Raw genomic sequence first — 23,785 nt, forward strand, 5'->3', positions numbered from 1 at the left:
AACCAGTTTTAATACGCTTTCATTACTGAACTTTTATTCTAACACCTTCACTATGGCTACTAAACTCTGGAGAATACATGCTTTGAATAGTTGTGATGCCATTACTCATATTACCAGCGTTGTTTACTCGTAAATCGTATTCAAAGACATAAACCCCTTTTGGTAAATAGTCATAGAAGAAGTTGGTGCTGGCATCTTTGGTGCTTTCATAGTACCCCAATCCATTTTGCCATTTGTATTTCGAAATCACGTTTACAGGTTCTAAGCCAGAAGCTCTCATATCTTTCATGTGAACAAATTCCATAGCTCTATCACTTCTCAATTCTATTCTTACCCTTACCAAGTCACCTACTTTTAAATTGGTGTCAGAAGTAATTTCAGAGATTTCCTCACCAGTATCAGTATTCTTTTTTAAGAATAGTTTTTTCGCAAGTTTAAGCGGTGTTTCAGCCGATGTAATTTTATCTAAATCTTCAAAATACTGCCAATACAGGCTTCCCCAAGCAATACCATCACCTTTTTTTGTGAGTTCAACTTCTGCCATATCTTGTTTAATTTCTGAAGTATTCCAGGAGGTTTTAAAATAACCGGTTCCTGCTTCAACTTTTACATCTTCTAGTTTTGAAGGTTCAATTTTTTGACCACCTAAAACTATATCAACCATATCAGTCACACTTAGCCATTCACTGCCTTGAAGTAATAAAGCATAAACTGCATCTGTAGTTGCTTTTGTTGTTTTCCATTTATTGGTTTGCTTGTTTTTAAGTAACCAAATTTTAAGATTATCAATAGTTTCAAGATTCTTCGCTTCATTCTGAATGACCGCACCCACTTCAGAAAAAGTTTCAATCATTAACGCTTGAGTTTCAATAGGAGCCTGATACCAGAACCAAGAATTGGTGTTAGTTTTCCAATACATACCTAATTCTTCTGATGTAATGCTGTTTTCTTTTAACGATTTTAAAATTTTACCACCAGTTTTAATGTCACCGTTTCTATGAGATACCAAAGCCATTAAACCCTTTGCGTATAAAGAACGTTTTAACCAATATTTCTGTATTTGCGATTGATAATACTTGCTAATTTCTTCAACTTCTTTTGATTTTTTATTCTCTGGATAGAAGCTACGCGCATACAGATAATGTAGTTGAGTATAACTTAAATGGTCTTTGCTTAAATCTCTTTTGGCATCATATTTTTTTAAGTTATTATATTCTTTTACAAACTGAGCATCTAAATATTTAATGGCTCTTTTAATCATTGACCCTTCGACTGAACTCGAGGTGACACTAAGTTTATTTAAGTGTCCAAAACCAGCAATAATATGTTGCGTAATCCATCTATTTTCGTATCCTCCTTTGAACCAAGCCCAGGCACCTGATGACATTTGATTGATTTCAAGTTTATCTAAAGCAGATTGCAGTTCATTATTCATTTTATTTAAATCAAATAATAAAGCAATGCGTTTTTTCTGTTCGGTTTCGCTCTGTGCATCTCGTAACCATGGTGTTTCTTGAATTAGAATTGATTTTAATTCATCATTTTTTTCAAGATTAGAAATTAGGGCGTCTTGAGATTTCCATTGATTAAATACTTCTTGGATTCTAGGATTTGAATTAGCAATATGACTCGCTAATGTATTAGCGTAATATCTGCTAAATGTTTGCTCATTACATTGGTACGGATATTCCATTAAATATGGTAGAGCCTGAACAGCATACCACGCTGGGTTGGAAGTCATTTCTAAAGTTAACTTATGGTGCTTTAGACTACCTGATGACACATTTTTTAATTTGTCCAAAGTAAATGTTTTGGTTTCATTACTCTTAATCCACATGGGTAAAGTTTCTGTAACCAACATTCTGTTTGATAATACTGGAAGGGCATTTTGTTCGCCATCACTAAAATCTGCTGTTTTGGCAATGACCTTGTACTGAACGGCTTGTACTTCCTCTGGAATAGATAAATTCCAAGACACTTGTGTGTTTCCTTTAGCATTAATTACAAAAGGCTTGTTATTGGTTGAATTAGAAAGTTTAGCATCTATATTGTTTCCAGTAATAGCATCGGTTAAAACTAACAGTGCTTGACCAGAAAGTTCTTTTTCCGTAAGGTTTGCAACTTTAGTGCTTATAGTTATTTGGTCTCCTTCACGTAAAAAACGTGGTGCATTAGGTATCACCATCAATTCTTTTTGAGTTACTGTGGTTAAGGTTTTTGTAGCACTTTCTAAAGTTTTAGTATGTGCTATCAATTGTAATTTCCATTGTGTTAGTGCTTCGGGTGTGGTAAAACTAAAACTTACACTCCCGTTTTCATCAGTTTTTAAATGAGGGAAGAAAAAGGCGGTTTCATTTAAGTTTTTTCTAACCTGTACTTGAGTTAATTCATTTAAACCTTTTTTTGTAGTAATTATAACAACTCCATTAGCTCCTCGTGCTCCATAAATAGCTGTTGCTGCAGCATCTTTTAAAACATCAATGGATTGAATGTCCGAAGTCGGGATATCTAAATCTCCTTCAATTATTTTTCCGTCAATAATCAATAATGGCTTTTTGTTTTTATCGGCAGAACCCATACCACGTATTTGAATATTTGCAGTAGCACCTGGAACTCCAGAAGAACTTGAAACAGATACTCCTGCAATTTTTCCCTGGATAGCATCGGCCATACCTTCTGAAACTTCTAATTCTTCGGAGACAACCATACTAACAGCACCTGTAATAGATTTTTTCCTTTGAGTGCCATACCCAACAACCACAACTTCATCCAAGGCAGCACCATCTTCAGATAGTGTAATATTAAGTCTGTTTTGGCTAACTCCTATTTTTTGGGTGTTAAAGCCTAAGTAACTAATAACAAGTTCGTCTTTTGAACTAGCCTTAATCATGAAATTACCATCAAAATCTGTGGTGGTACCATTAGTTGTTCCTTTTACCATAACATTAGCGCCAGGTAAAGGAAGACCGCTTTCATCCCTAATAGTTCCAGAAATAAAACCATCTTTTAAGTTTTCATGGAATTCTTCAGATCTTATTGTTCGGAGGTTATTCAAATAATTATCATATCTCCATTTATTGAAATTCATAGAAAACCCGAACCAATTCCAAGTGTCAAAGTTTTGACTAGGGTAATGAAAACGATATCTATTTTTATTATAAACGTTAAATCTGTTTGTTCCAAAGCTCTGTCCAGCGTTACTTCTAAATGATGAATTATAGATTGGATTATTAATTGGATTAAAGCTCCAAGAATGTGGTTTAAATTGGTCTAAAGAAGCATCGTACATACTAGCTAATAATTCGGCACTAACTTTATCTCCTTTTGGTCCTTTAATATTGAAACTCCAAGTTTCATCAGTTCCCGGTTGTAAACGGTCTCTGAAAGTTTTGGTTACTATTTTCAAATCGGTTTTAGGATATGGAACTGAAATGGACTTCGTACCTGATTTAAAACTGTTAAAGGCCACTAAGCTATAATGAACTACAAAGCCTCCAACGTCTTCTTTACTAACAGGGATACTAATAACTCTTTTATTATTATTTAATTGAAGAATTTCGGTTTGAATTATCTTTTTATCCTTTTCAACAGTAATAGTAACAGAAATATTTTCAGCAGCAGAGGCAAAGGTTATGTATGCCGTATCACCAATGTTATAAGACGGTTTATTACTTGAGACACTGAACAATTGATGGTCTGCTAAGGTTTTGTCATCTTCACTAAAAAGTGTGATTTTTGTTTGGTCTTTCACTTTTTGACCAAACTTGTCTTTACTTTCTAAAGTGATAAGATATTGACCAGATAACCATTTTTTAATTTTACCAAGTTTAAGTTTTTTGGAGTCTTTGGTGTTAAATTCTTTTTCAAAAACTAAATCACCTTTTTCCCAATTCTCCGGATTATGCTCATTAGTATAAGCATCATGTGGAAATAGATTTTTAAAAGCTTCTTCTGAAAATTCTTGATAATCGGGAGAAGGCCATAAGCGATTTCTTAAAACACGGTCTGGAGCATTAAGTTTGTAGATTTTAATGGTACCACTAGCAGGAGCAAACTCGCCATTTAAGTTTTTAGTATCAATTGTAATACTATGGTCTTTTTTTGTTTTATCAAGTTCGGTTTCAATATTTATATTGGCAACCAAGGCATGATACCCAATATTAACTATAGTATTAGCACTTCTGGTTTCGCCGTTTATATCGGTAACATCAGCAATAACTTCATATTTAAAAATGGGTAAACCGCTTTTGTCAACGCTTTTATCTGGTATCGCTTTAAATGTGATTTCAAATTCACCTTTGTCATTTGTTATGCTTTTACCATGTGTGATTTCTTGAGGTTCACTATTGAATCGCGGACGATACCAATAATACCATTGTGGATATTGTACTTTTCTATGTACTCTATAAACTACTTTTGCATTGGTAATGTTACTTCCTGCATATGCTAAAGCATTTCCTTTTACGGTAATGGAATCATTAATTTTAAAGGTTTCGGTTATAGGTTCAAATTTTGTTTCAAACTTGGGACGTTTGTATTCTTCCACAGAAAATCTATGCTCTAAATAAAAATCTTCATCATCACCATCAAATTCGATATAATATTCACCATTTAACCCATTGTTAGGAAGAATAAATTCGCCGGAAACAGATCCATACTCATTGGTTCTAAATTCAAGTTCTTTTATTTCATCATCATTAGAATTAAATAAGGCTGCATAAACAGGTTCGTTTGGTACAACCTCAGATTTCCTGTTTTTTAATTTCATAGCTATAGCTTTAAAATAAACAGTTTGACCGGGTCTATATATGCTTCTATCTGTAAAAAGAAAGGCTTTGTATTGCTCTTCTTCTCTTTCAGTGTTTTGACGATTACCCATCCAATAGTTTCCAAAATAGGCTGTTTCATTTCCCTTCTTAACTTTTAATTTTAAGTTTCTATAGTAGCTCTTACTTTTTTCAATTTTTATAATTCCGTAACTATCGGTAGTGTAATGGTGTGTTTGCCTATTCTTCTGATTACTTATATAAAAAGATAATTCAATACTTGCATTTACTATAGGCTCTCCATTATTTCTATTTATAATTTGAAAGATTTGATGCGTATTAGTTTCGGAATCAATTAATGCCATATCTGTAACCTGAAGTGTGGTAAAAGCATAAGAATCTTGATTGTTTTCTTGACTTGTTGCTACAATTAAATACCTGCCATTATTAAGTTTAGGTACTAATACCTCGGTGGTATGAGTTTGATAATCGTTTTCATTTCTTAGAATGCTTTCCCAAGTGTTAGAAGCATCTAATTTGTTTATGAATTCCCATTTGTCTTCTTGTCTGTAAGATTTATTGAATTTTTCAAATTGTTTTTCACTTAACTTAAAAGCTTTAAAGAAAAGAGTGTCTAAGTTTTTGTAGCGCACTAATATTCTGGAATGCTTTTGAATAGGCAAAAATGTTTCGGTAGTAATATTTAATGATTCTTGCTCTATTTGCTTTTTTAGGGCTTTACATTTTTCAGAACCTGTGCTTTTTGGAAATTTAGAGATTGCCCCATCACAAATTTCAATAGCCTCCTTTGCTTTCCATCTAAATGCTTCATTAGAATTCGGACTATACTTTTTGCTTTGTTCATGGTAAACAGAAGCAATTTCAAAGTCATATAAAGCAGAAATCTCATGAGATTCAAATCTATTACTTTCAGCCTGTAATGCTTTTAAAAGAATGTCTTGTTTGTTGCTAAAAGTAGCGTGCTGATTAACGAACTTTAATCGTTCAATATTAATGCTTGCTAAAGCTTCTGGTGATTCATCTTTTAAATGAAACTGAATTAAATTTTGATATATTTTTAAAGCATGTAATTGTAGAGAAGTTGTATCTTTTGATGATAATTTTAGTTTTGAATATACAATAGCATCACCTAAAAATTCAGGATTGTCAATCTCAAATTTGTAAGCAGGTTTGGTAATATGCGTTTCATTGGTTTTGTAAAACACCAAAGCATTGTGGCTTAAAAAATCGAATAAAGTAGGTCTATATGTTTTAGAATTTTCTAGAGTAACTAGAAGGTCATCATATTTATTTAGTAATTCTAGTTGAAGCATTAAACCATTTTGTAATGAATTTTGGTAATGCCCATGAATTTCATTGAATAAGGTTTGTAAATCCCAAGTACGGAAATCTAAGTCGTCTACCTTTTCTAATGTTTTGGTTCGGTTATAAAATTTGTATCTGTTCTTATTAAAATACTGCCAATACAAGTTTGCAAGCAAGTTTTCTAAAATGTTCTTAGTAGGGAATTCACTCCTTTCTATTTCAGCTTTAAAATTATTTATGATTTTAAATTGTGCATCTTCTTCTAATATTAAAGCAAATTTGCTTTTAAAAAGCATGGTTTTAATAAGTTGAGGCGTGTTATTGTCTTTTTTGGCTTTTGCCGAAATATCCTCTACTATTTTAAGAGCAGATTTAGGCAAGCCTTCAATTTCAAAATTCTCAACATTTTTCCAAAGGGTGGCGTAATCCTTATTTTGAGCTATTGAACCATGAGCAAATAATATTATCATTAAAAAGGGTAAAATTCGTTTCATTGTAAATTAATTTACATCTAAAGTATATTCAAAAGCTATACCAAAAAAAGTAGAATGAGTAAACCGCATAAATGGTTGAGTGAAGTTACTTATTTTTAAAGAAACTTGTAATGTTTAACTTTGTGCTTCCGACATAAACTCCATGAACAAATTTATCTACTTGTTATTATTACCCATTTTTGGCTTCGGCCAGCTTAATATTGATAGAGCTCAAGATTTAATTAAAAAGAATCAATTTGAACAAGCAGAACAAATACTGGTAGAGTATGTCAATGGCAACCCCAATGATATTCAGGCTACAGAGCTTTTAGGAGATGCGTATGGTCATCAAAAAAAATGGGATGAGGCTATTGAGCAATATAAGAAGCTGGTAGAATCTAGTCCACAAAACGCAAATTATCATTACAAGTATGGAGGTGTATTAGGGATGAAATCACTTTCTGTAAGTAAGCTTAAAGCTTTAGGTATCATTGGAGATGTAAAGGCTTCTTTTTTAAAGGCGGCAGAATTAGATCCAGAGCATGTTGATGTTCGTTGGGCTTTGGTAGAGTTGTATATGCAATTACCTGGAATTATAGGTGGTAGTAAAAGTAAATCACTAAAGTATGCCAGCGAATTAGAAAATCTATCACCTGTAGATGGTTATCTAGCTAAAGGGTACATTCATGAATACGACAAAGAACCAGAACTTGCTGAAAAATATTATATGCAAGCATTAAAAATTGGGGGTTCTGTTACTTGTTTTGAAAAACTTACTAGCTTTTATGAAAACCAAAATGAACCCTTAAAGGCCATTGGTAATTTAGAAAAGGCATACAGAAAGCATAACAGAAATGCTATGCATTATCAAATAGGTAAGGTTTGTGCAGACTACAATATTCAATTAGAGAAAGGAGAACGTTGTTTAAAAGCCTTTATTAAAAACCATTCAGTAAAAGATGGTGTGCCGTTAGAATGGGGTTATTTTAGGTTGGCTCAAATACGTAAAAACAAATTGGATAAACCAGGTGCTTTAAAGTGGATTAATAAAGCATTGGCCACTAAAGTTGATTTTGAACAAGCCGAAGAAGAAAAAGCTAAAATATTGGCTCTTTAATTTGCTTTTTGAAGTTTCCTTCTTGACATTTGTTACATGAACGTACATTTTATTGCTATAGGTGGTGCTGCAATGCATAATTTGGCACTGGCATTACATAACAAAGGATATCAAGTTACGGGAAGTGACGATACTATTTTTGAACCTTCAAAGTCTAGATTAGAGGCAAAAGGTTTATTGCCTGAAGCGTTTGGGTGGTTTCCAGAAAAAATTTCAGAAAATCTTGATGCTATTGTATTGGGGATGCATGCCAAAGAGGATAATCCGGAGTTATTGAAAGCTCAAGAATTAGGATTGAAAATTTATAGCTACCCGGAGTTTTTATACGAACAGTCTAAACATAAAACCAGAGTTGTAATTGGTGGAAGTCATGGTAAAACAACCATTACCTCAATGATTTTACATGTTATGCATTATCATGATAGAGATGTTGATTATATGGTGGGGGCACAATTGGAAGGTTTTGATGTGATGGTGAAACTCACCGAAGAAAACGATTTTATAGTTTTAGAGGGCGATGAATATTTGAGTTCTCCAATTGATAGACGGCCAAAATTTCATTTGTACAAACCTAATATTGCTCTGTTAAGTGGTATTGCTTGGGACCATATTAATGTATTTCCAACTTACGAGAATTATGTTGAGCAATTCAGCATTTTTATAGATTCTATTGTAAATGGTGGAAGTATTAATTATAATGTAGAAGACGCAGAAGTAAAAAGAGTTGTTGAAGCTTCAGAAAATACCATTAGAAAAATACCGTATCAAACTCCAGATTATACTGTTGAAAATGGTGAAACTCTTTTAGAAACTCCTGAAGGACCATTACCTATTGAAGTATTTGGTAAACATAACCTTAATAATTTGGCAGGTGCTAAGTGGATTTGTCAACACATGGGTATTGATGAAGATGATTTTTATGAAGCCATTGCTACTTTTAAAGGAGCTAGTAAGCGTTTAGAGAAAATAGCTGAAGGATCCAATAGTGTGGCTTATAAAGATTTTGCGCATTCACCTAGTAAAGTGGAAGCCACAGCCAATGCAGTTAAAGAACAATATCAAAATAGAAAGTTGGTTGCATGCTTAGAATTACACACATACAGTAGTTTAAATGCTGAGTTTTTAAAAGAATATAAAGGCGCTTTAAATGCTGCCGATGTTGCTGTTGTTTTCTATTCACCGCATGCTGTAGAAATTAAAAAACTAGATGCTGTTTCGCATGAGCAAATAGCCAATGCTTTCCAACGTGATGATTTGGTTATTTACACCAACCCAGACGATTTTAAAGATTTTCTATTTTCTCAAAACTTTGATAATAAGGCTTTATTATTGATGAGTTCTGGGAATTATGGCGGATTAGATTTTGAAGCTGTTAAAGGTTTAATTGGTTAAGCTAGTTATGATTTAACCCTTATTGGCTGTAATTTTTCTGGAATAACATTATCAAGTTTAGCATAAGCTAAGGTGAATTCATCATTACGTATATCATCAAGAAGCCAATTGCCATCGGTATATTCCATTATCCAAACTTTTGTTTCATCATAGAATCCTCTTTTGCCCTGAACCACCCGATGAGTCTCTCTATTAATGAGATAATCTTCAATACTTCCGGTAATACTGAAAGCAATTTTAGATCCTTCAAAGTTGTCTTCATCAGTAATTTCTAGGTATAAAGGTTTTATACTACTTATACTTTGAAGTTTACATACATTTCTAAGGTTTTCACTTTTCCATCTATCCAAATGTACCAGCTGTTGATTTTGCCAATACCAATGATTAACATAAGAAGAAACCTCCTTCATGTCTTCTTTATTCCATGCTAAATAAACTCTACTAAAAACATTTGAAACATTCTTTTCAAGGTTTAACCACATAAAATCTCTATTTATAAGTCCAAGTTTAGCAAGTTGTTTTTTGGCTTTTCTTATAGCTATAAACTCAATTGTTCTTAAATAAAAGATTAACGGTAAAAGAATTATGGCTAAAAGGCTTAAGATAACTTTACCCCACCAAGTTTTAAATAGCGCCTTAGCTACTGTTCCTCCTGGCCCTGCATAAACCGGGTCAATAAATAAAAATAAAACGAATACAATTGTTAGAATTAGGGTTAGTTTGTGTTGCTGTTTCATGGTTTGTATTACTTTAAAATTCTATAAAAATCAAAAAGGCTAAAAAGTATAATTATAGCAATATATTTTACTTGTTTAGAGCTTAAACTTCTTTGTTTTAACCAACTTAATGCTGGTAATAAAAATACTAATGCAAAGACATACTGTATATAAATTTCACCTGTAGAATTTAGATACCACTTACCAGTATCTACCTTGGTTATTTTTGAAGTTTCTTCGTGAAAGAAAGACGTTGTTAAAATTACATTATCTCCAACTTTGAGAGCATTAAATACTTCTTGAGTGAATTGATCGTTATTGTTTTCAAAATAGATGCTGTACGTAGTTCTGTCAAACTTTGCTCTATAGCTTTCGTTTTTAGACACTACTGTGGTTTCAATCTCTTTATAAGGTAAGAATGACTCAGAAAAAGTAAGTAAACCTGCCACCACAGGGATTATGGCTAATAATTTGACCTGCCTACTATATTTAGAAAAATTAATTCTCAATCTTTTAAATTAGATAGATGACTAATTTAAACGTTTTTTCTGATATTTTGAAACAGAAATCAACAAGATATTACTTAAGTTTTTTCTTAAAAAAATCAATAGTTCGTTCCCAAGCTAAATTTGCAGCAGGTTCATCGTACCTTGGTGTGCTGTTATTATGAAAACCGTGATTAACACCAGGGTAAAAATGAGCGGTATGTTCAATATTATTAGCTTTTAAGGCTTTTTCATAATCTGGCCAGCCAGCATTAACGCGTTTATCTAATTCAGCAAATTGCAACATTAATGGCGCTTTAATTTTAGCAGTTTCTTCGGCCGATGGTTGTCCGCCGTAAAAAGGAACAGCTGCTTTTAAAGTGGGTACTCTTACGGCCATCATATTAGAAATCCAACCGCCAAAACAAAAACCAACTACACCAATATTTCCATCACAATTTTTATGGTTTTTGAGGTAGTTATATGCAGCTATAAAATCTTCTAGCATTTCATTTCTATCTCTTTTACGTTGCATGGTTCTGCCTTCATCATCGTTTCCAGGATAACCACCTAAAGGAGTAAGTGCATCAGGTGCTAGACTTATAAAACCTTCTGTAGCAGCACGTCTACCAACATCTTCTATATAAGGGTTTAAGCCACGGTTTTCATGAACCACAATAACTCCAGGAAATTTTTTAGATTTCTTTTTTGGTTTAGATAATAAGCCTTTTATTGTGCCTCCACCTTTAGGAGATTCATATTTAATATATTCTGAATCTATACGCTTATCGTCTGGTTTAACCACCAGATTGTCAAAATAATTAGGTGAAATAAAACTTAATAAAGATGTTACAGTAATTCCGCCTACTGCATAAAGTGATAACTTTTCAATAAACTGCCGGCGGTCTAATTTGTTATGGGCATAATCATCATAAAGGTCAAATACATCTTGTTTAATGTCTTCTTTTTTTAACGGTTTCATAATTGTGGTTTTTAAGTAGAATTTAATGGAAGTAAGTTTGTTGAGGTTTTTAAAGTTACAATAAATAATAGAAATTATTTTGTTGCTGTATCTAAAAGGATTTTTTTGACTTAATCTCAGAGGGTTTAAATTAATAATATAGTTTTAGTATATAGGATAGAAGATAAAGTCTTTCGATTCGACTATATTCTATCTCTTTTTTAACAAAACTTTAGATAGTTGCATATGCAACTATCTAAAGTTTTGGTCTAATTTTGTGCCATGGAAGAACAATTTATAGATTTTGATAATTCACTCGGGCCTTGGCTAGGTAAAACCGTTAAGGTGATTCAGTATTATTTGCACAAGGGTTTCAAGGAGGCCGGATTAGACTTAACAAAAGAACAAATGATTGTTCTTAAAAGGTTGCATAGCCATGATGGGCTAAATCAAAATGAACTGGCTCTTTTAGTTTTAAGAGATAAATCATCACTGGCACGATTACTTTCAAAAATGGAGCGCAAAAATTATATAATAAAAGTACAATGTACTGATGACAAGCGTTGCAATAATCTTTTTCTAACCGATGTAGGGAGGGAGGTTTTTAAAAAAACCAGACCAATTATTAACGAGATTATAAATAAAATAGAAACGGATGTTTCAAAAGAAGAGAAACAAATAATGATTTCTGTTTTAAAGAAAATACAATCAAATTTTGGGGAGTCCTTCTCTACAATATAACAAATCAAAGATGAGAAAATTTATATCTATTGCCTTAGGAGTCTTATTATTAGCCTTAGCTGTTTTTATTGCTAAAAGTTTAATTGATAATAAAAAGAAACCAAAGCCTACATTTGAAAAAGTAGTAAAAACTGTTTTTGTAGAGGAAGTAATTAATGGAGAAATACCAATTGTAATTACAACAAGCGGAAATTTAACAGCTAAAAACAAAATTGAATTGTTTGCTGAAGTTCAAGGTGTTTTAAAACAATCAACTAAAGATTTTAAGGCTGGTAATTCTTACTCCAAAGGAGAACATATTATCAGAATTAATAGTGATGAGTTCTATGCCAACTTGCAATCACAGAAAAGTAATTTTTATAACTTAATTACTGCTATAATGCCTGATATTAGATTGGATTATCCAAATGAATATATAAAATGGCAAACTTATCTCGTGGATTTTGATATTAACAAATCGATTCCAGAATTACCAAAAACAAGTTCTGAAAAAGAAAAGTATTTTATTTCTGGTAGAGGAATTAATACGGCCTACTACAATGTTAAAAACATGGAGGTTAAACTTGGTAAATACGACTTGAGGGCACCTTTTAAAGGCGTATTAACTGAGGCTTTGGTCACTCCCGGGACTTTGGTTAGAGTAGGGCAAAAATTGGGAGAGTTTATAGATCCAAGTGTTTATGAAATGGAAGTGTCTGTTAATTCAGAGTTTGCCGATTTACTGCAGAAAGGAAATACAGTAACACTTCATAACCTAGAAAAAACTAAAGCGTATAAAGGAGAAGTTATTAGGATTAATGGAAAGGTGGATGCTATTTCTCAAACTATTAAAGCCTACATTAAAGTGACTCACAAAGATTTAAAAGAGGGTATGTATTTGGAGGCTAATTTAACAGCAAGGAGCGAAAGCAATGCTCTGGAGGTCTCAAGAAAATTATTAGTTGATAACAAACAATTATATGTTGTTAGAGATTCTGTTCTGGATCTTATTGATGTTAATCCTATTTATTTTTCAGCAGAACATGCCGTAATAAAAGGTGTAGAAAACGGCACACTTATACTTTCTAAACCTACACCAGGAGCTTATTCAGGAATGCAAGTAAAAATCTTTGAAGACAAGCAATAGATCATGAAAAAACTCATAAGTTATTTTATAAAATACCCTGTTGCAGTTAATGTATTAATTTTTGCATTTGTGATTTTTGGTTTTATTGGTGTGAAATCTATAAAATCTTCCTTTTTTCCATTAACTGATTCCCAATTAATACGAATAAACCTTACTTACCTAGGAGCTTCTCCTATGGAAATGGAAGAGGGTGTTGTTCTTAAAATTGAAGACAATCTTAAAGGAATTGTTGGAGTAGAACGGGTTACATCGGTGTCTCAGGAAAATGCTGCAATTATTAACGTTGAGACCGAAAAAGGAAAAAATATTGATGTTGTTTTAACCGATGTTAAGAATGCTGTAGATAGAGTGCCATCTTTTCCAAGTGGTATGGAGCCTCCAGTAATTGCTAAAGTTGAAAGTGTTAGACCAACTATTAGTATGACTTTAAGTGGGGAGAATATTCCATTGGTAACATTAAAACAATATGCTAGAACTGTTGAAAATGATTTAAGAGGTATACCCGGAATTTCTCAAGTTACTATTTCTGGGTTTCCTGAAGAGGAAATTGCGGTTTCTGTGCGAGAAAATGATTTGAGAGCTTATAATTTGTCTTTTCAAGATGTTGCAAATGCTGTAAGTAATACAAATATTTTAATTACTGGAGGAAATATAAAAACCGATGAAGAAGATTATTTAATTAGAGCAAGTAATAGGTCATATTACAGTAATGAACTTTATAATATTATAGTTAGGGCAGAACCTAATGGGAATATTATTAGGTTAAAAGATGTTGCAGATGTAAAAGATGCTTGGTCTGAAACTCCCGAGAGAAGCTTTTTTAATGGTAAAAAAGCCATTGATATAACGGTGAGTAATACCAATAGTGAGGACTTATTAGTTTCGGCTGATGATGTAAAAAAATACCTTGATAAATTTAATCAACTATATGATAATGTACAATTAGATATTTCTAGTGACCAGTCCATCACCTTGAATCAAAGGACGGATTTATTAGTAGAAAATGCTATAATGGGAGTGCTTCTAGTTTTACTGTTTTTAGCCATATTTTTGAATGCACGTTTAGCTTTATGGGTGGCAGTAGGAATCCCAATTTCCTTCTTTGGTATGTTCATTTTTGCTGCCCAAATGGGTGTTACAATTAATGTGCTATCACTTTTCGGAATGATAATCGTTATCGGTATCCTTGTAGATGATGGTATTGTTATTGGTGAAAATATTTATCATCATTATGAACAAGGAAAGTCACCAATTAAAGCTGCTATTGATGGTACCATTGAAGTTTTGCCACCAGTTGTTTCCGCTTTGTTAACCACCATGATTGCCTTTTCAACGTTTTTCTTTTTAGACGGAAGAGTTGGAGATTTTTTTGGAGAAGTTTCTACGGTTGTTATTTTGACTTTATTAGTTTCTATGGTTGAAGCACTAATTATTCTTCCCGCTCATGTTGCGCATTCAAAAGCACTTCAACGCGAAAATAGAAAGCCAAATAAATTAAATGCATTTTTTATTAAGCTAAATAAGGGCGCTGATAAATATTTAAACTCTTTTAGAGACAACTATTATGTGCCATTTTTACGCTTCTTTTTAAAGCATAAGTTCTTAGGGTTTGCCATTCCAATTGCCTTATTTGTTTTTAGTATTGGTGCTCTTGGTGGTGGCATTGTTGGTACATCATTCTTTCCTAGAGTTGCAAGTGATACTGTTTCAATAAGTTTAAAAATGCCTCAAGGAACAAATGAAATGATTACAGACTCTATTATTTCTGATATTGAGGAAAAAGTTTGGGAAGTAAATGAGCAATATGATAAAAACCTATTTGATAATGAACCCGTTGTTCGAAATGTTATTAAAAGTATTGGCCCAGGAACATCAAATGCTAAGTTAACTGTAAACTTATTACCTGGTGAATTAAGAGGTGAATTATCATCTCAAGAAATAACAGGTAAAATCAGAAATAAAGTTGGGCGAGTGTTAGGTGTTGAAAGTTTAACTTTTGGTTCTGGTACTAACTTTGGAGGCAGTCCTGTTGCAGTTTCCTTATTAGGAAATAACATAGAGGAGCTTAAGGCTGCTAAAGACGAATTGAAAGCTCAATTAACCTCAATTCCAATATTGAAAGATATTTCAGATAATGACCCCGCTGGAATAAAGGAAATTCAAATTCAGTTAAAAGATAAGGCATATATTTTAGGTTTAAATCTTCAGAGCGTGATGAGTCAAGTAAGATCCGGTTTTTTCGGATTTCAAGCGCAACGTTTTCAGCGTGGACAGGATGAAATTAGAGTTTGGGTTCGTTATAAAAAAGAAGACCGATCATCAATCAAAGATTTAGATGATATGTGGATTAATACGCCATTAGGAAGCAAAGTGCCATTTTCTGAAATAGCAACCTATAAAATTGAGCGAGGTGATGTAGCAATTAATCACTTAGAAGGACAAAGGGAAATTCAAATAACAGCTGATTTAAAATCTTTGGATGATAGTGCTTCTGATATTTTGGACAACATTAGAGAAAACATTATGCCAGAGATATCATCTAAATATCCAACAGTTTCTGCACTTTATGAGGGTCAGAATAGAGAGGCTTCTAAAGTTATGAATTCTGCAAAGTTTGTGGGACCAATTATTTTACTGTTAATATATATTGTTATAGCCTTTACCTTCAGAACATATAGTCAGCCACTAATACTAATGTTAATGATTCCATTTAGTTTAATAGGTGTTGTTTTGGGGCATTTTGTTCATGGATTTATGATTAACATATTATCATGGTTAGGAATTATAGCATTACTTGGTATTATGGTAAATGACGGACTTGTTTTAATTGGAAAGTTTAATAATTACCTACGAGAAGGTATGCCTTTTAATGAGGCATTAGTACAAGCAGGGAAATCTCGTTTCAGGGCTATATTTCTAACATCATTAACAACTATAGCTGGTTTAGCTCCCTTATTATTAGAAGGTAGTTTACAAGCACAATTTTTAAAACCTATGGCCATAGCTATTTCATACGGAATTGGTATTGCTACTGTATTAACCCTTGTACTTCTGCCGTTAATGCTATCTGTTTCAAATTCTATTAAGGTTTTTATTAAGTGGATGATAACAGGAGAAAATGTAACAAATGAAGAAGTTGAAAGAGCTATTATTGAATCAAATAATGAAAACGATGATTTACACTAAAAAAATATTATATATAGTACTAATTTTAGGTGTTCAATATACTTTTGGGCAAAACCTCCTAACCAAAAAAGAAGCTTTAGAAATTGCGCTTGAGAATAATTACGGCGTTAAAATTGCCAACAATAATTTGGAGATTGCCAAAAACAATTCTAGCGTTTACAATTCAGGTTATTTACCAACTATATCTGCTAACGCAGGAGCTAATTATAATAACAGTAACCAAGAAATTGAGCAACAAAGTGGAGATGTAATAAGTGTTGACGGTGCAGAAACAAAAAGTTATAATGCATCTTTAAATTTGAACTATACATTGTTTGATGGTTTAGGTAGAAAATATAATTATCAACAATTAAAAGAAACTTATAATCTAACAGAATTTCAGGCACGTGAGACAATTGAAAATATGCATTTACAGTTGTTTAATGTGTATTTTCAAATTGCAAGATTATCTGAAAACACCAGAAATTTAAAAGAAACTTTAGAAGTTTCTAAACAACGACTTCAGCGTGCAAAATATCAGTATGAGTATGGGCAATCTACCAAGTTAGAACTGTTAAATGCTGAGGTAGATGTAAATAATGATAGTATTAATTACATCTCTACAAAACAGATATATTTGAACGCTAAACGCGATTTAAATATAGTTTTAGGAACAAATACCAATACAGATTATAACGTGGAAACGGATGTGGATTTTATTGCTTTAATTTCTTTTGAAGAATTGCTAGCCAAAGCTCATGAGAATAATGTGATTTTAATTCAAAATGAAAAAAACATAGCTATAAGCGAATTCAATATTAAGATTAATAAATCTAGTTTTCTTCCTAAAGTCAATTTGACGAGTTCTTATGGTTGGAATAAAAGTATTAATCCAGCTACTTCATTTTTGGCAAGCTCTAATTTAACAGGGTTTAATGGAGGGCTAAATTTGTCATGGAATCTTTTTGATGGGGGGTCATCAAAGACTAGGTTAGCGAATGCTAAAATTGCTTTGGAGAATCAAAAAATACTTCAAGAACAACAAATTGAAACCTTAGACAATACTTTAAGGAACACTTACGAAACTTATAATAATTCACTTTTTATATTTGAGTCACAAACACAAAATGTAGCTACAAATCAGAATAACTTTGAAAGAACACAAGAACGTTATAAACTTGGACAAGTATCTTCGATAGAATTTCGTCAAGCTCAAATAAATCTTTTGAACTCACAAACAGCAATGAATAATGCTAAATATGAAGCTAAATTAGTTGAATTAGAACTATTGCAGCTCGCCGGAGAATTGTTGAATATTAATTTCTAAAAGGAAGTGTTAATCGTATGGAATCAAACTCCAAACTGCCTTAAGTGATGATCTAAATGTTTGTACTGTGCCTTTCCCCATTGTTCTTTGGAGAGGTTGCCAAAAAGTGGGTGAGCAGCCCAATCAGTTTTATCATTTAAAGAATGAAATTCATTTACAAGAGTTTGTAAACGTTCCTTTTCTGTTTTAAATTCAGGATTATCTCTAACTACATATTCGGGAGCTGTTGGAATGCCTTCTTTCCATGGTTTGTTATTGTAAAGACTTGATTTAAAAAGCTTAAAAATCATTTTTTTCATAAACCCAAGATTAGCGCTGAGTTCTTTTGTACCCATGGCAACTTCAATAGGTCGATGGCAATGTTTTACCATTTGACTTACACTCATTTTACCCCAATGAGGCTTGTTGCTGACTTTCAATTTATTTATTCTATTTAGAATTTCTTTGTGAGTATCTGCCTCAAACAATGATTTCATAGTAAATCTTAATTTAAATTGCACCTGAAATTTACAATATTTATCTTTAGCAGATGGCAGAAAACAAGGCTTCTTTTTCAATAAAAAATTGGTCGCAAGATGATCAACCCAGAGAGAAACTTCTATACAAAGGAAAAGTAGCCTTAAGTGATGCAGAATTAGTTGCTATCTTAATAGGTTCTGGTAACAGAGAGGAAAGTGCCGTAGCTTTATGCATGCGAATTTTAGCTAGCGTTGATAATAATTTAAGTGAGTTAGGAAAACTTTCGGTAAAGCAATTAATGGAGTTTAAAGGTATTGGAGAGGCAAAGGCTATTACCATTTCAGCTGCAATGGAATTAGGCAGACGACGTAGAGGTGAGGAAGCTTTGGAGAAAAAGAAAATCACGTCCAGCATTTCTGTTTTTGAGCTCATGCAACCAGTAATTGGAGAGTTGCAACATGAAGAATTCTGGATAATTTATTTAAACAACTCCAACAAGGTTATTCAAAAAAATCAATTAAGCAAAGGTGGTATTACAGGTACTTTGGTTGATGTGCGTTTGGTGCTTAAAAATGCTTTGGAGGTTGGTGCCACAGGATTAATATTAGCACATAATCATCCTTCAGGAACTTTAAAACCAAGTGAGGCAGATAAACAAATTACCGCTAAACTGAAAAATGCTGCTCAAAGTTTAGATATTAAGGTATTAGATCATTTAATAATTACCGAAAACGCCTATTTTAGTTTTGCGGACGAAAACATACTGTAAATGCTTCTAGTTTATACCCATCAAATATCACCTCGAGTCAGATATGTTTTTAAGCATATTTGTAGTAGAATATTAGGGGTTGAAATTGATTTCACTACTAAAATTGAAAAGTTTATTGCTCATGGTAGTTTAAAAATGTCATATACCAAACAACAACTTGGTAACGAGTTTTTTATAAAAAGCCATGATATGATGTTTGAGCAAGGGCTATCAGATATTGAGGTTCATGTTCAAGATTGGGATAATACAAAAGGATTCTTTTCTATTGGAGATAAAGGGGGCTTGCCTTTTGATATTTTTGCGTCTTCATTTTATTTATTGTCTAGATATGAAGAATATTTACCGCATGTAAAAGATGAGTATGGTCGTTTTACGGCTACCCAAAGTTTAGCCTATAAGCATGATTTTTTACATCAACCTGTTGTTGATATTTGGGCATACAAATTTAAGGAAGCCTTACAGAAACAATTTCCCGATTTTGAATTCCCCACTAGAAATTATTGTATCAAACCTATTATAGATGTTCCAAGTGCTTATGACTATAAGTTAAAAGGTATAATGCGTACCATAGGCGGAACAATTAAAGATCTCTTTCAGCTTAGATTTAGAAGTTTATATCTGCGTTTTATGGTGCTTTTAGGTTTTAAACATGATCCTTATGATACTTTCAAGTATATTATTAATAGGCAGAAATCAAGTGAGTTTAAGTTTCTGTTTTTCTTTCTAATTGGCGATTATTCAACTTATGATAAGGGTATTAATCCCAATAAAAAGAGTTTTGTTTCACTCATAAAACATGTGGCAGATTATTGTAATGTTGGGTTGAAGACTTCTTTTTTCGCCATTGATAATATTGATGTTTTAAAAAAAGAAAAAAATCGAATGGAAGATATTTTAAATAATCCTTTACAATCTTCTAGACAGTCTTTTTCAAAGCTTAACCTTCCAGAGTCATATAGAAATTTAATCGACCTAGAAATTAAAGAAGATTATACTATGGGCTATGTAAATCATATTGGTTTTAGGGCAGGTTCTTGTACACCGTTTTTCTTTTATGATTTAGATTATGAAATTCAAACGCCATTAAAAATTTGTTCATATCAGTTGATGGACTATGCTTTGTTAAAAAACAAATCGTTATTGGATAAAAAGAAGGTCTTAAATGAAACTATTAGAGAAATAAAACAAGTAAACGGTGAATTTGTAGCGGTTTTTCATAATTATACTTTTTCTGAATTAGAAAGATGGGATGGTTTCAAAGAATTGTTTAATATTATTTTAGATTCCGCCAATGAAAGTTAATGGTATAACAGATATTTTTTTCGATTTAGATCATACGCTATGGGATTTTGATAGAAATTCAGCACTCACGTTTGATAAGATTTTTAAACTCAATGAAATTGATCTTAAAATTGAAGACTTTTTATTTCATTATGAACCTATTAATTTAAATTATTGGAAACTTTACAGAGAAGAAAGGATAGATAAAAAATCCTTACGTTTTGGTAGATTAAATGATGCCTTTTTGGCTATTGGTAAGCAAATAAATGAAGATTTAATTTTTAAACTTTCAGAAGATTATATAACTTATTTAACAACCTATAACTTTTTGTTTGAGAACACCATTGAAGTATTAGCCTATTTAAAAAAACATTATAGTTTACACATAATTACAAATGGTTTTGAAGAGGTGCAACACAAGAAATTGTTAAAATCAAATATTAATGGGTTTTTCAATACGGTGACTAATTCCGAAATGGTGGGTGTCAAAAAACCAAATCCCAAAATTTTCAATTACGCCTTAGAAAAGGCAAATGCCAAGGCTGAAACGAGTGTTATGGTAGGTGATAGTTATGAAGCCGATATATTGGGAGCTAAAAATATAGGGATGGATGTTGTCTTTTTTAGTAATAACGGAGACAATAAAACGGGAGTCAAACAAGTTAATAAGCTCATAGAGTTAAAGGAATACTTATAAATTACGATTTTTTAATCAGGTGTTTTAACTCATAAGGCAAATGAAAAAGAAAATATTATGTGTATGCTTAATTTCAGTGATATATAGTTTGGTTTTTAGTGCCTGCACTAAAGATGTTGATTTTAATCAAATTAATGATTTTGAAGTTTCGCCAGTTGTTGAGTCAAGTCTTATCTTCTTAAATGAGCCTGCAAACAAATTCTATAATAATGGTGTTGAATTAACAACTTTTCAAGATTCTGTAGCAATTAAAATTTTTAAGGATAAGTTCATTAAAGATCACTTAGTTAAAGCTGAGTTGGTTTTTGAAACCTCAAATAGTATTGACCGTGGATTTAATTTAAGAGTTGATTTCCTAACAGATACAAATACGCTCCAACATACTTTTAATTTTTCGGTGCCCGCATCTCCCACCAATTCAGTGTTAATATATAACTACACTGAGGTTTTTGAAGGTAATGAACTTTTAAGCCTATTAGCTACAGAAAAATTGCTTTTTACATTAAATCTGCAACCAGGAGAAGCTATAAATGAGAGTACTCTTGGAAGTATTCAATTGAAATCTAAAGGAATTTTTTATTTAAATATAGATAATACCTTATGAAGAAATACCTTGGGTTTATTCTATATTTAGCTTGCGTAATTGGTTTTTCACAAAACAAACAGATTTTATATGGGTTTTCAGAAATCCCACAGTCATTACTACAAAACCCTGGCGGAAAAGTAGATAATAATTGGTATTTCGGGATACCATTATTTTCACATATTCATGCCAATGCTGGAGCTTCTGGCGTTTCAACTTACGATTTGTTTGCTGATGATGGTGTTGATTTTAATTCTAAATTAGAATCTATTGTCTATGATTTAAAACCTAATGATTTCTTTACTATAAATCAGCAACATGAAATTTTTTCAGGAGGTTTTGCTTATGGACCTAGTTATAATAAAAATGAATATATAAGTTTTGGATTGTATCAAGAATTAGATGCCATTGTTTATTTCCCTAAAGACTATGCTGTATTAGTTTATGAAGGAAACCAGAACAATATTAATAGACCTTTTAGTTTAGATCATTTAAATGGAGTTGCTGAATTGATTTCAGTTTTACATGTTGGTTACAATAAGAAAGTAAACGAAAGATTTACGTTTGGAGTTAGAGGAAAGATTTATTCAAGTATAATAAATTTAAGATCTTTAAATAATAATGGAACATTTATAACCAAACCAGGGGATAATAATGTTTACGATCATATTTTCGATTTAGACTTAAGTCTTGAAACATCGGGGTTAGTTAATTTAACTGAAAAAACAGATTTTGAACCCAATGATCTTACTAAACAAATACTATTAGGAGGTAATTTAGGCTTAGGTGTAGATTTAGGATTTACTCATCAAATAGATAAACAATGGTATTTAGACGGGAGTTTATTAGATATAGGTTTTATAAGGCATAGTAAGAATATTGAAAGTTACGAATTGAAAGGCGATTATATTTTTGAAGGAATTAATCCTTTTTTTCCAGAAGTAGGATCTGGTCAAACGGCGGATGAATACTGGACAGAAATAGAAGAAGAGTTTGAAGACCTTTTTACTATAGACACTGTAAAAACTAAATACACCACGTTGCGCCCTATTAAATTAAATGCTTCTATAAATTATGCTTTTGGAGAAAAATTAGATAAAGAATGTGATTGTACCTCTGAAGATTCTGAGTATTTAAACAGAGTTGGTTTACAGCTATATGCAATAAAAAGACCTAGATTACCTCAGGTTGCACTTACGGCTTATTATTATAGAAGATTATTTAACGGATTAAATATTAAGGCTACCTATACCCTAGATTCGTATTCATTTAGTAATATTGGATTAGGAATGTCTGCCCAATTGGGAGGTTTGAATTTTTATATAATGGCAGACAATTTTTTAGAATATAATAATATTTATGATGCACAAAGTGTATCTTTACAACTCGGGTTTAACTATATATTTAATTAAAATGAAACATCCTAGTTAAAAGTTCTATGCTCGTGACGTATGAATTTATGGATGTTACATGTGACAATTGAAAACAACAAACATAAACACATGAAAAGTAAGTTTCTATTCTCCATTGCCTTTTTATTACTATTTTCTAATGTTTTCTCTCAAACTAATTTAAACAATTACAAATATGTAATTGTTCCTAATAAGTTTGATTTTTTAAAAGATAAAGACCAATATCAATTAAACTCATTAGCTCAATTTTTATTTGGTAAATATGGTTTTACTGCCTTAAAGGAAGGTGAAGACTATCCTCAAGATTTGAGATCTAATCGCTGTTTAGCACTTAGATCTGATGTTTTAAAAGAATCAGGTATGTTCAAGACTAGATTAAAAGTAGAGCTTAAAGATTGTAATGATCAAGTGATTTATACAACTGGGTTGGGAGAAAGTAGAGAGAAAGAGTTTAAAAAAGCTTATAACCAATCAATAAGAGAAGCATTCCTTTTTATAAGAGATCTTAATTATTCTTATGTGCCTAATGAGAGCATTACATCATTGGCTACAACCACAATAACTAGTACGTCACAGCCGGCCGCTAAAAGAGAAGTATCTCAAGAAATACAAGAACTAAAAGAAGAAATTGAAATCCTTAAAAAAGCGAAATTAGCAGCTGCTAAACAAGATTTGATTGTTAAGCCAAAACCTGTTGCTGAACTTGAGCCTGAAATACCGCCTAAAACAGAAATTGAAACAGCCAAACCTATAGTAGCTAAACCTACGTCTAATATATTATATGCTCAGGAAATCTCAGGTGGTTTTCAATTAGTGGATAGTAGTCCAAAAGTGGTTTATAAGATTAAAAGTACGGGGCTAGACAATGTTTATTTGGTTGAAGGTAAAAGTGCTATTATCTATAAAAAAGGAAGTGCTTGGGTAATTGAGTATTACACTAATGGCGTCTTAAAAAAGGAAACTTTAAATATCAAATTTTGATTGAAGAG

The 23,785-nt window shown here is 32.0% G+C and carries 17 protein-coding genes; 12 read left to right on the plus strand and 5 right to left on the minus strand.

Going from position 1 to position 23,785, the window contains the following annotated elements; translation table 11 throughout:
- Window positions 1-22: 22 nt before the first annotated feature.
- Window positions 23-6,586 (minus strand): alpha-2-macroglobulin family protein, encoded by a 6,564-nt coding sequence (locus FUA22_RS02485; protein ID WP_147766258.1) that lies wholly within the window; start codon window positions 6,584-6,586, stop codon window positions 23-25.
- Window positions 6,587-6,728: 142 nt separating this feature from the next.
- On the opposite strand from FUA22_RS02485, the gene FUA22_RS02490 reads away from it, so the two are divergent.
- Together FUA22_RS02490 and FUA22_RS02495 are read left to right on the plus strand one after the other, a co-directional pair.
- Window positions 6,729-7,682, plus strand: a complete 954-nt coding sequence (locus tag FUA22_RS02490) for a tetratricopeptide repeat protein (protein ID WP_147766260.1) — start codon at window positions 6,729-6,731, stop codon at window positions 7,680-7,682.
- Window positions 7,683-7,718: 36 nt separating this feature from the next.
- Complete coding sequence (locus tag FUA22_RS02495) at window positions 7,719-9,074, plus strand: UDP-N-acetylmuramate--L-alanine ligase (RefSeq protein WP_147766262.1); 1,356 nt, start codon at window positions 7,719-7,721, stop codon at window positions 9,072-9,074.
- A gap of 5 nt (window positions 9,075-9,079) precedes the next feature.
- Here the strand turns inward: FUA22_RS02495 and FUA22_RS02500 are convergent, their stop codons facing one another.
- The 3 genes from FUA22_RS02500 to FUA22_RS02510 all read right to left on the minus strand — a co-directional run bounded on the left by FUA22_RS02500 (window position 9,080) and on the right by FUA22_RS02510 (window position 11,257).
- Window positions 9,080-9,811 carry a Tim44 domain-containing protein gene (locus FUA22_RS02500; protein ID WP_147766263.1) on the minus strand — a complete coding sequence of 244 codons (732 nt, stop codon included), beginning with the start codon at window positions 9,809-9,811 and terminating at the stop codon, window positions 9,080-9,082.
- An 8-nt stretch (window positions 9,812-9,819) separates the two neighbouring features.
- Entirely contained in the window at window positions 9,820-10,299 is a 480-nt protein-coding gene (locus FUA22_RS02505; protein WP_147766264.1) for a hypothetical protein, read from the minus strand.
- A 70-nt stretch (window positions 10,300-10,369) separates the two neighbouring features.
- On the minus strand, window positions 10,370-11,257 hold the full coding sequence (locus FUA22_RS02510; protein ID WP_147766265.1) for a dienelactone hydrolase family protein: 888 nt from the start codon (window positions 11,255-11,257) through the stop codon (window positions 10,370-10,372).
- A gap of 261 nt (window positions 11,258-11,518) precedes the next feature.
- On the opposite strand from FUA22_RS02510, the gene FUA22_RS02515 reads away from it, so the two are divergent.
- The 4 genes from FUA22_RS02515 to FUA22_RS02530 are packed head-to-tail and all read left to right on the plus strand — an operon-like array spanning window position 11,519 to window position 17,595.
- A complete protein-coding gene (locus FUA22_RS02515) occupies window positions 11,519-11,977 on the plus strand; it encodes a MarR family winged helix-turn-helix transcriptional regulator (RefSeq protein WP_147766266.1) in 459 nt (152 codons plus the stop codon).
- A gap of 10 nt (window positions 11,978-11,987) precedes the next feature.
- Entirely contained in the window at window positions 11,988-13,103 is a 1,116-nt protein-coding gene (locus FUA22_RS02520; RefSeq protein ID WP_147766267.1) for an efflux RND transporter periplasmic adaptor subunit, read from the plus strand.
- A gap of 3 nt (window positions 13,104-13,106) precedes the next feature.
- Window positions 13,107-16,289 carry an efflux RND transporter permease subunit gene (locus FUA22_RS02525; protein WP_147766268.1) on the plus strand — a complete coding sequence of 1,061 codons (3,183 nt, stop codon included), beginning with the start codon at window positions 13,107-13,109 and terminating at the stop codon, window positions 16,287-16,289.
- Window positions 16,276-17,595, plus strand: coding sequence for a TolC family protein (locus tag FUA22_RS02530; protein ID WP_241664736.1), 1,320 nt, complete (start codon window positions 16,276-16,278; stop codon window positions 17,593-17,595). The genes FUA22_RS02525 and FUA22_RS02530 overlap by 14 nt, the downstream gene beginning before the upstream one ends.
- A 23-nt stretch (window positions 17,596-17,618) precedes the next feature.
- Here FUA22_RS02530 and FUA22_RS02535 read toward each other — a convergent pair whose 3' ends face one another.
- Window positions 17,619-18,071, minus strand: a complete 453-nt coding sequence (locus FUA22_RS02535; protein WP_147766270.1) for a DUF1569 domain-containing protein — start codon at window positions 18,069-18,071, stop codon at window positions 17,619-17,621.
- A 53-nt stretch (window positions 18,072-18,124) separates the two neighbouring features.
- On the opposite strand from FUA22_RS02535, the gene radC reads away from it, so the two are divergent.
- The 6 genes from radC (at window position 18,125) to FUA22_RS02565 (ending at window position 23,777) form a co-directional block, all read left to right on the plus strand.
- A complete protein-coding gene (gene radC, locus FUA22_RS02540; protein ID WP_147766271.1) occupies window positions 18,125-18,823 on the plus strand; it encodes a RadC family protein in 699 nt (232 codons plus the stop codon).
- Window positions 18,824-20,125, plus strand: a complete 1,302-nt coding sequence (locus FUA22_RS02545; protein WP_147766272.1) for a polysaccharide deacetylase family protein — start codon at window positions 18,824-18,826, stop codon at window positions 20,123-20,125.
- On the plus strand, window positions 20,115-20,801 hold the full coding sequence (locus FUA22_RS02550) for a YjjG family noncanonical pyrimidine nucleotidase (protein ID WP_147766273.1): 687 nt from the start codon (window positions 20,115-20,117) through the stop codon (window positions 20,799-20,801). The genes FUA22_RS02545 and FUA22_RS02550 overlap by 11 nt, the downstream gene beginning before the upstream one ends.
- 40 nt (window positions 20,802-20,841) lie before the next feature.
- Complete coding sequence (locus FUA22_RS02555; protein WP_147766274.1) at window positions 20,842-21,405, plus strand: hypothetical protein; 564 nt, start codon at window positions 20,842-20,844, stop codon at window positions 21,403-21,405.
- Window positions 21,402-22,796: a DUF5723 family protein gene (locus FUA22_RS02560; protein WP_147766275.1), complete on the plus strand. Its 1,395-nt coding sequence runs from the start codon at window positions 21,402-21,404 to the stop codon at window positions 22,794-22,796. The genes FUA22_RS02555 and FUA22_RS02560 overlap by 4 nt, the downstream gene beginning before the upstream one ends.
- A gap of 90 nt (window positions 22,797-22,886) precedes the next feature.
- Entirely contained in the window at window positions 22,887-23,777 is an 891-nt protein-coding gene (locus FUA22_RS02565; RefSeq protein ID WP_147766276.1) for a hypothetical protein, read from the plus strand.
- The last annotated feature ends 8 nt before the right edge of the window (window positions 23,778-23,785 follow it).

The organism is Seonamhaeicola maritimus (assembly GCF_008056315.1).
Classification (GTDB): domain Bacteria; phylum Bacteroidota; class Bacteroidia; order Flavobacteriales; family Flavobacteriaceae; genus Seonamhaeicola; species Seonamhaeicola maritimus.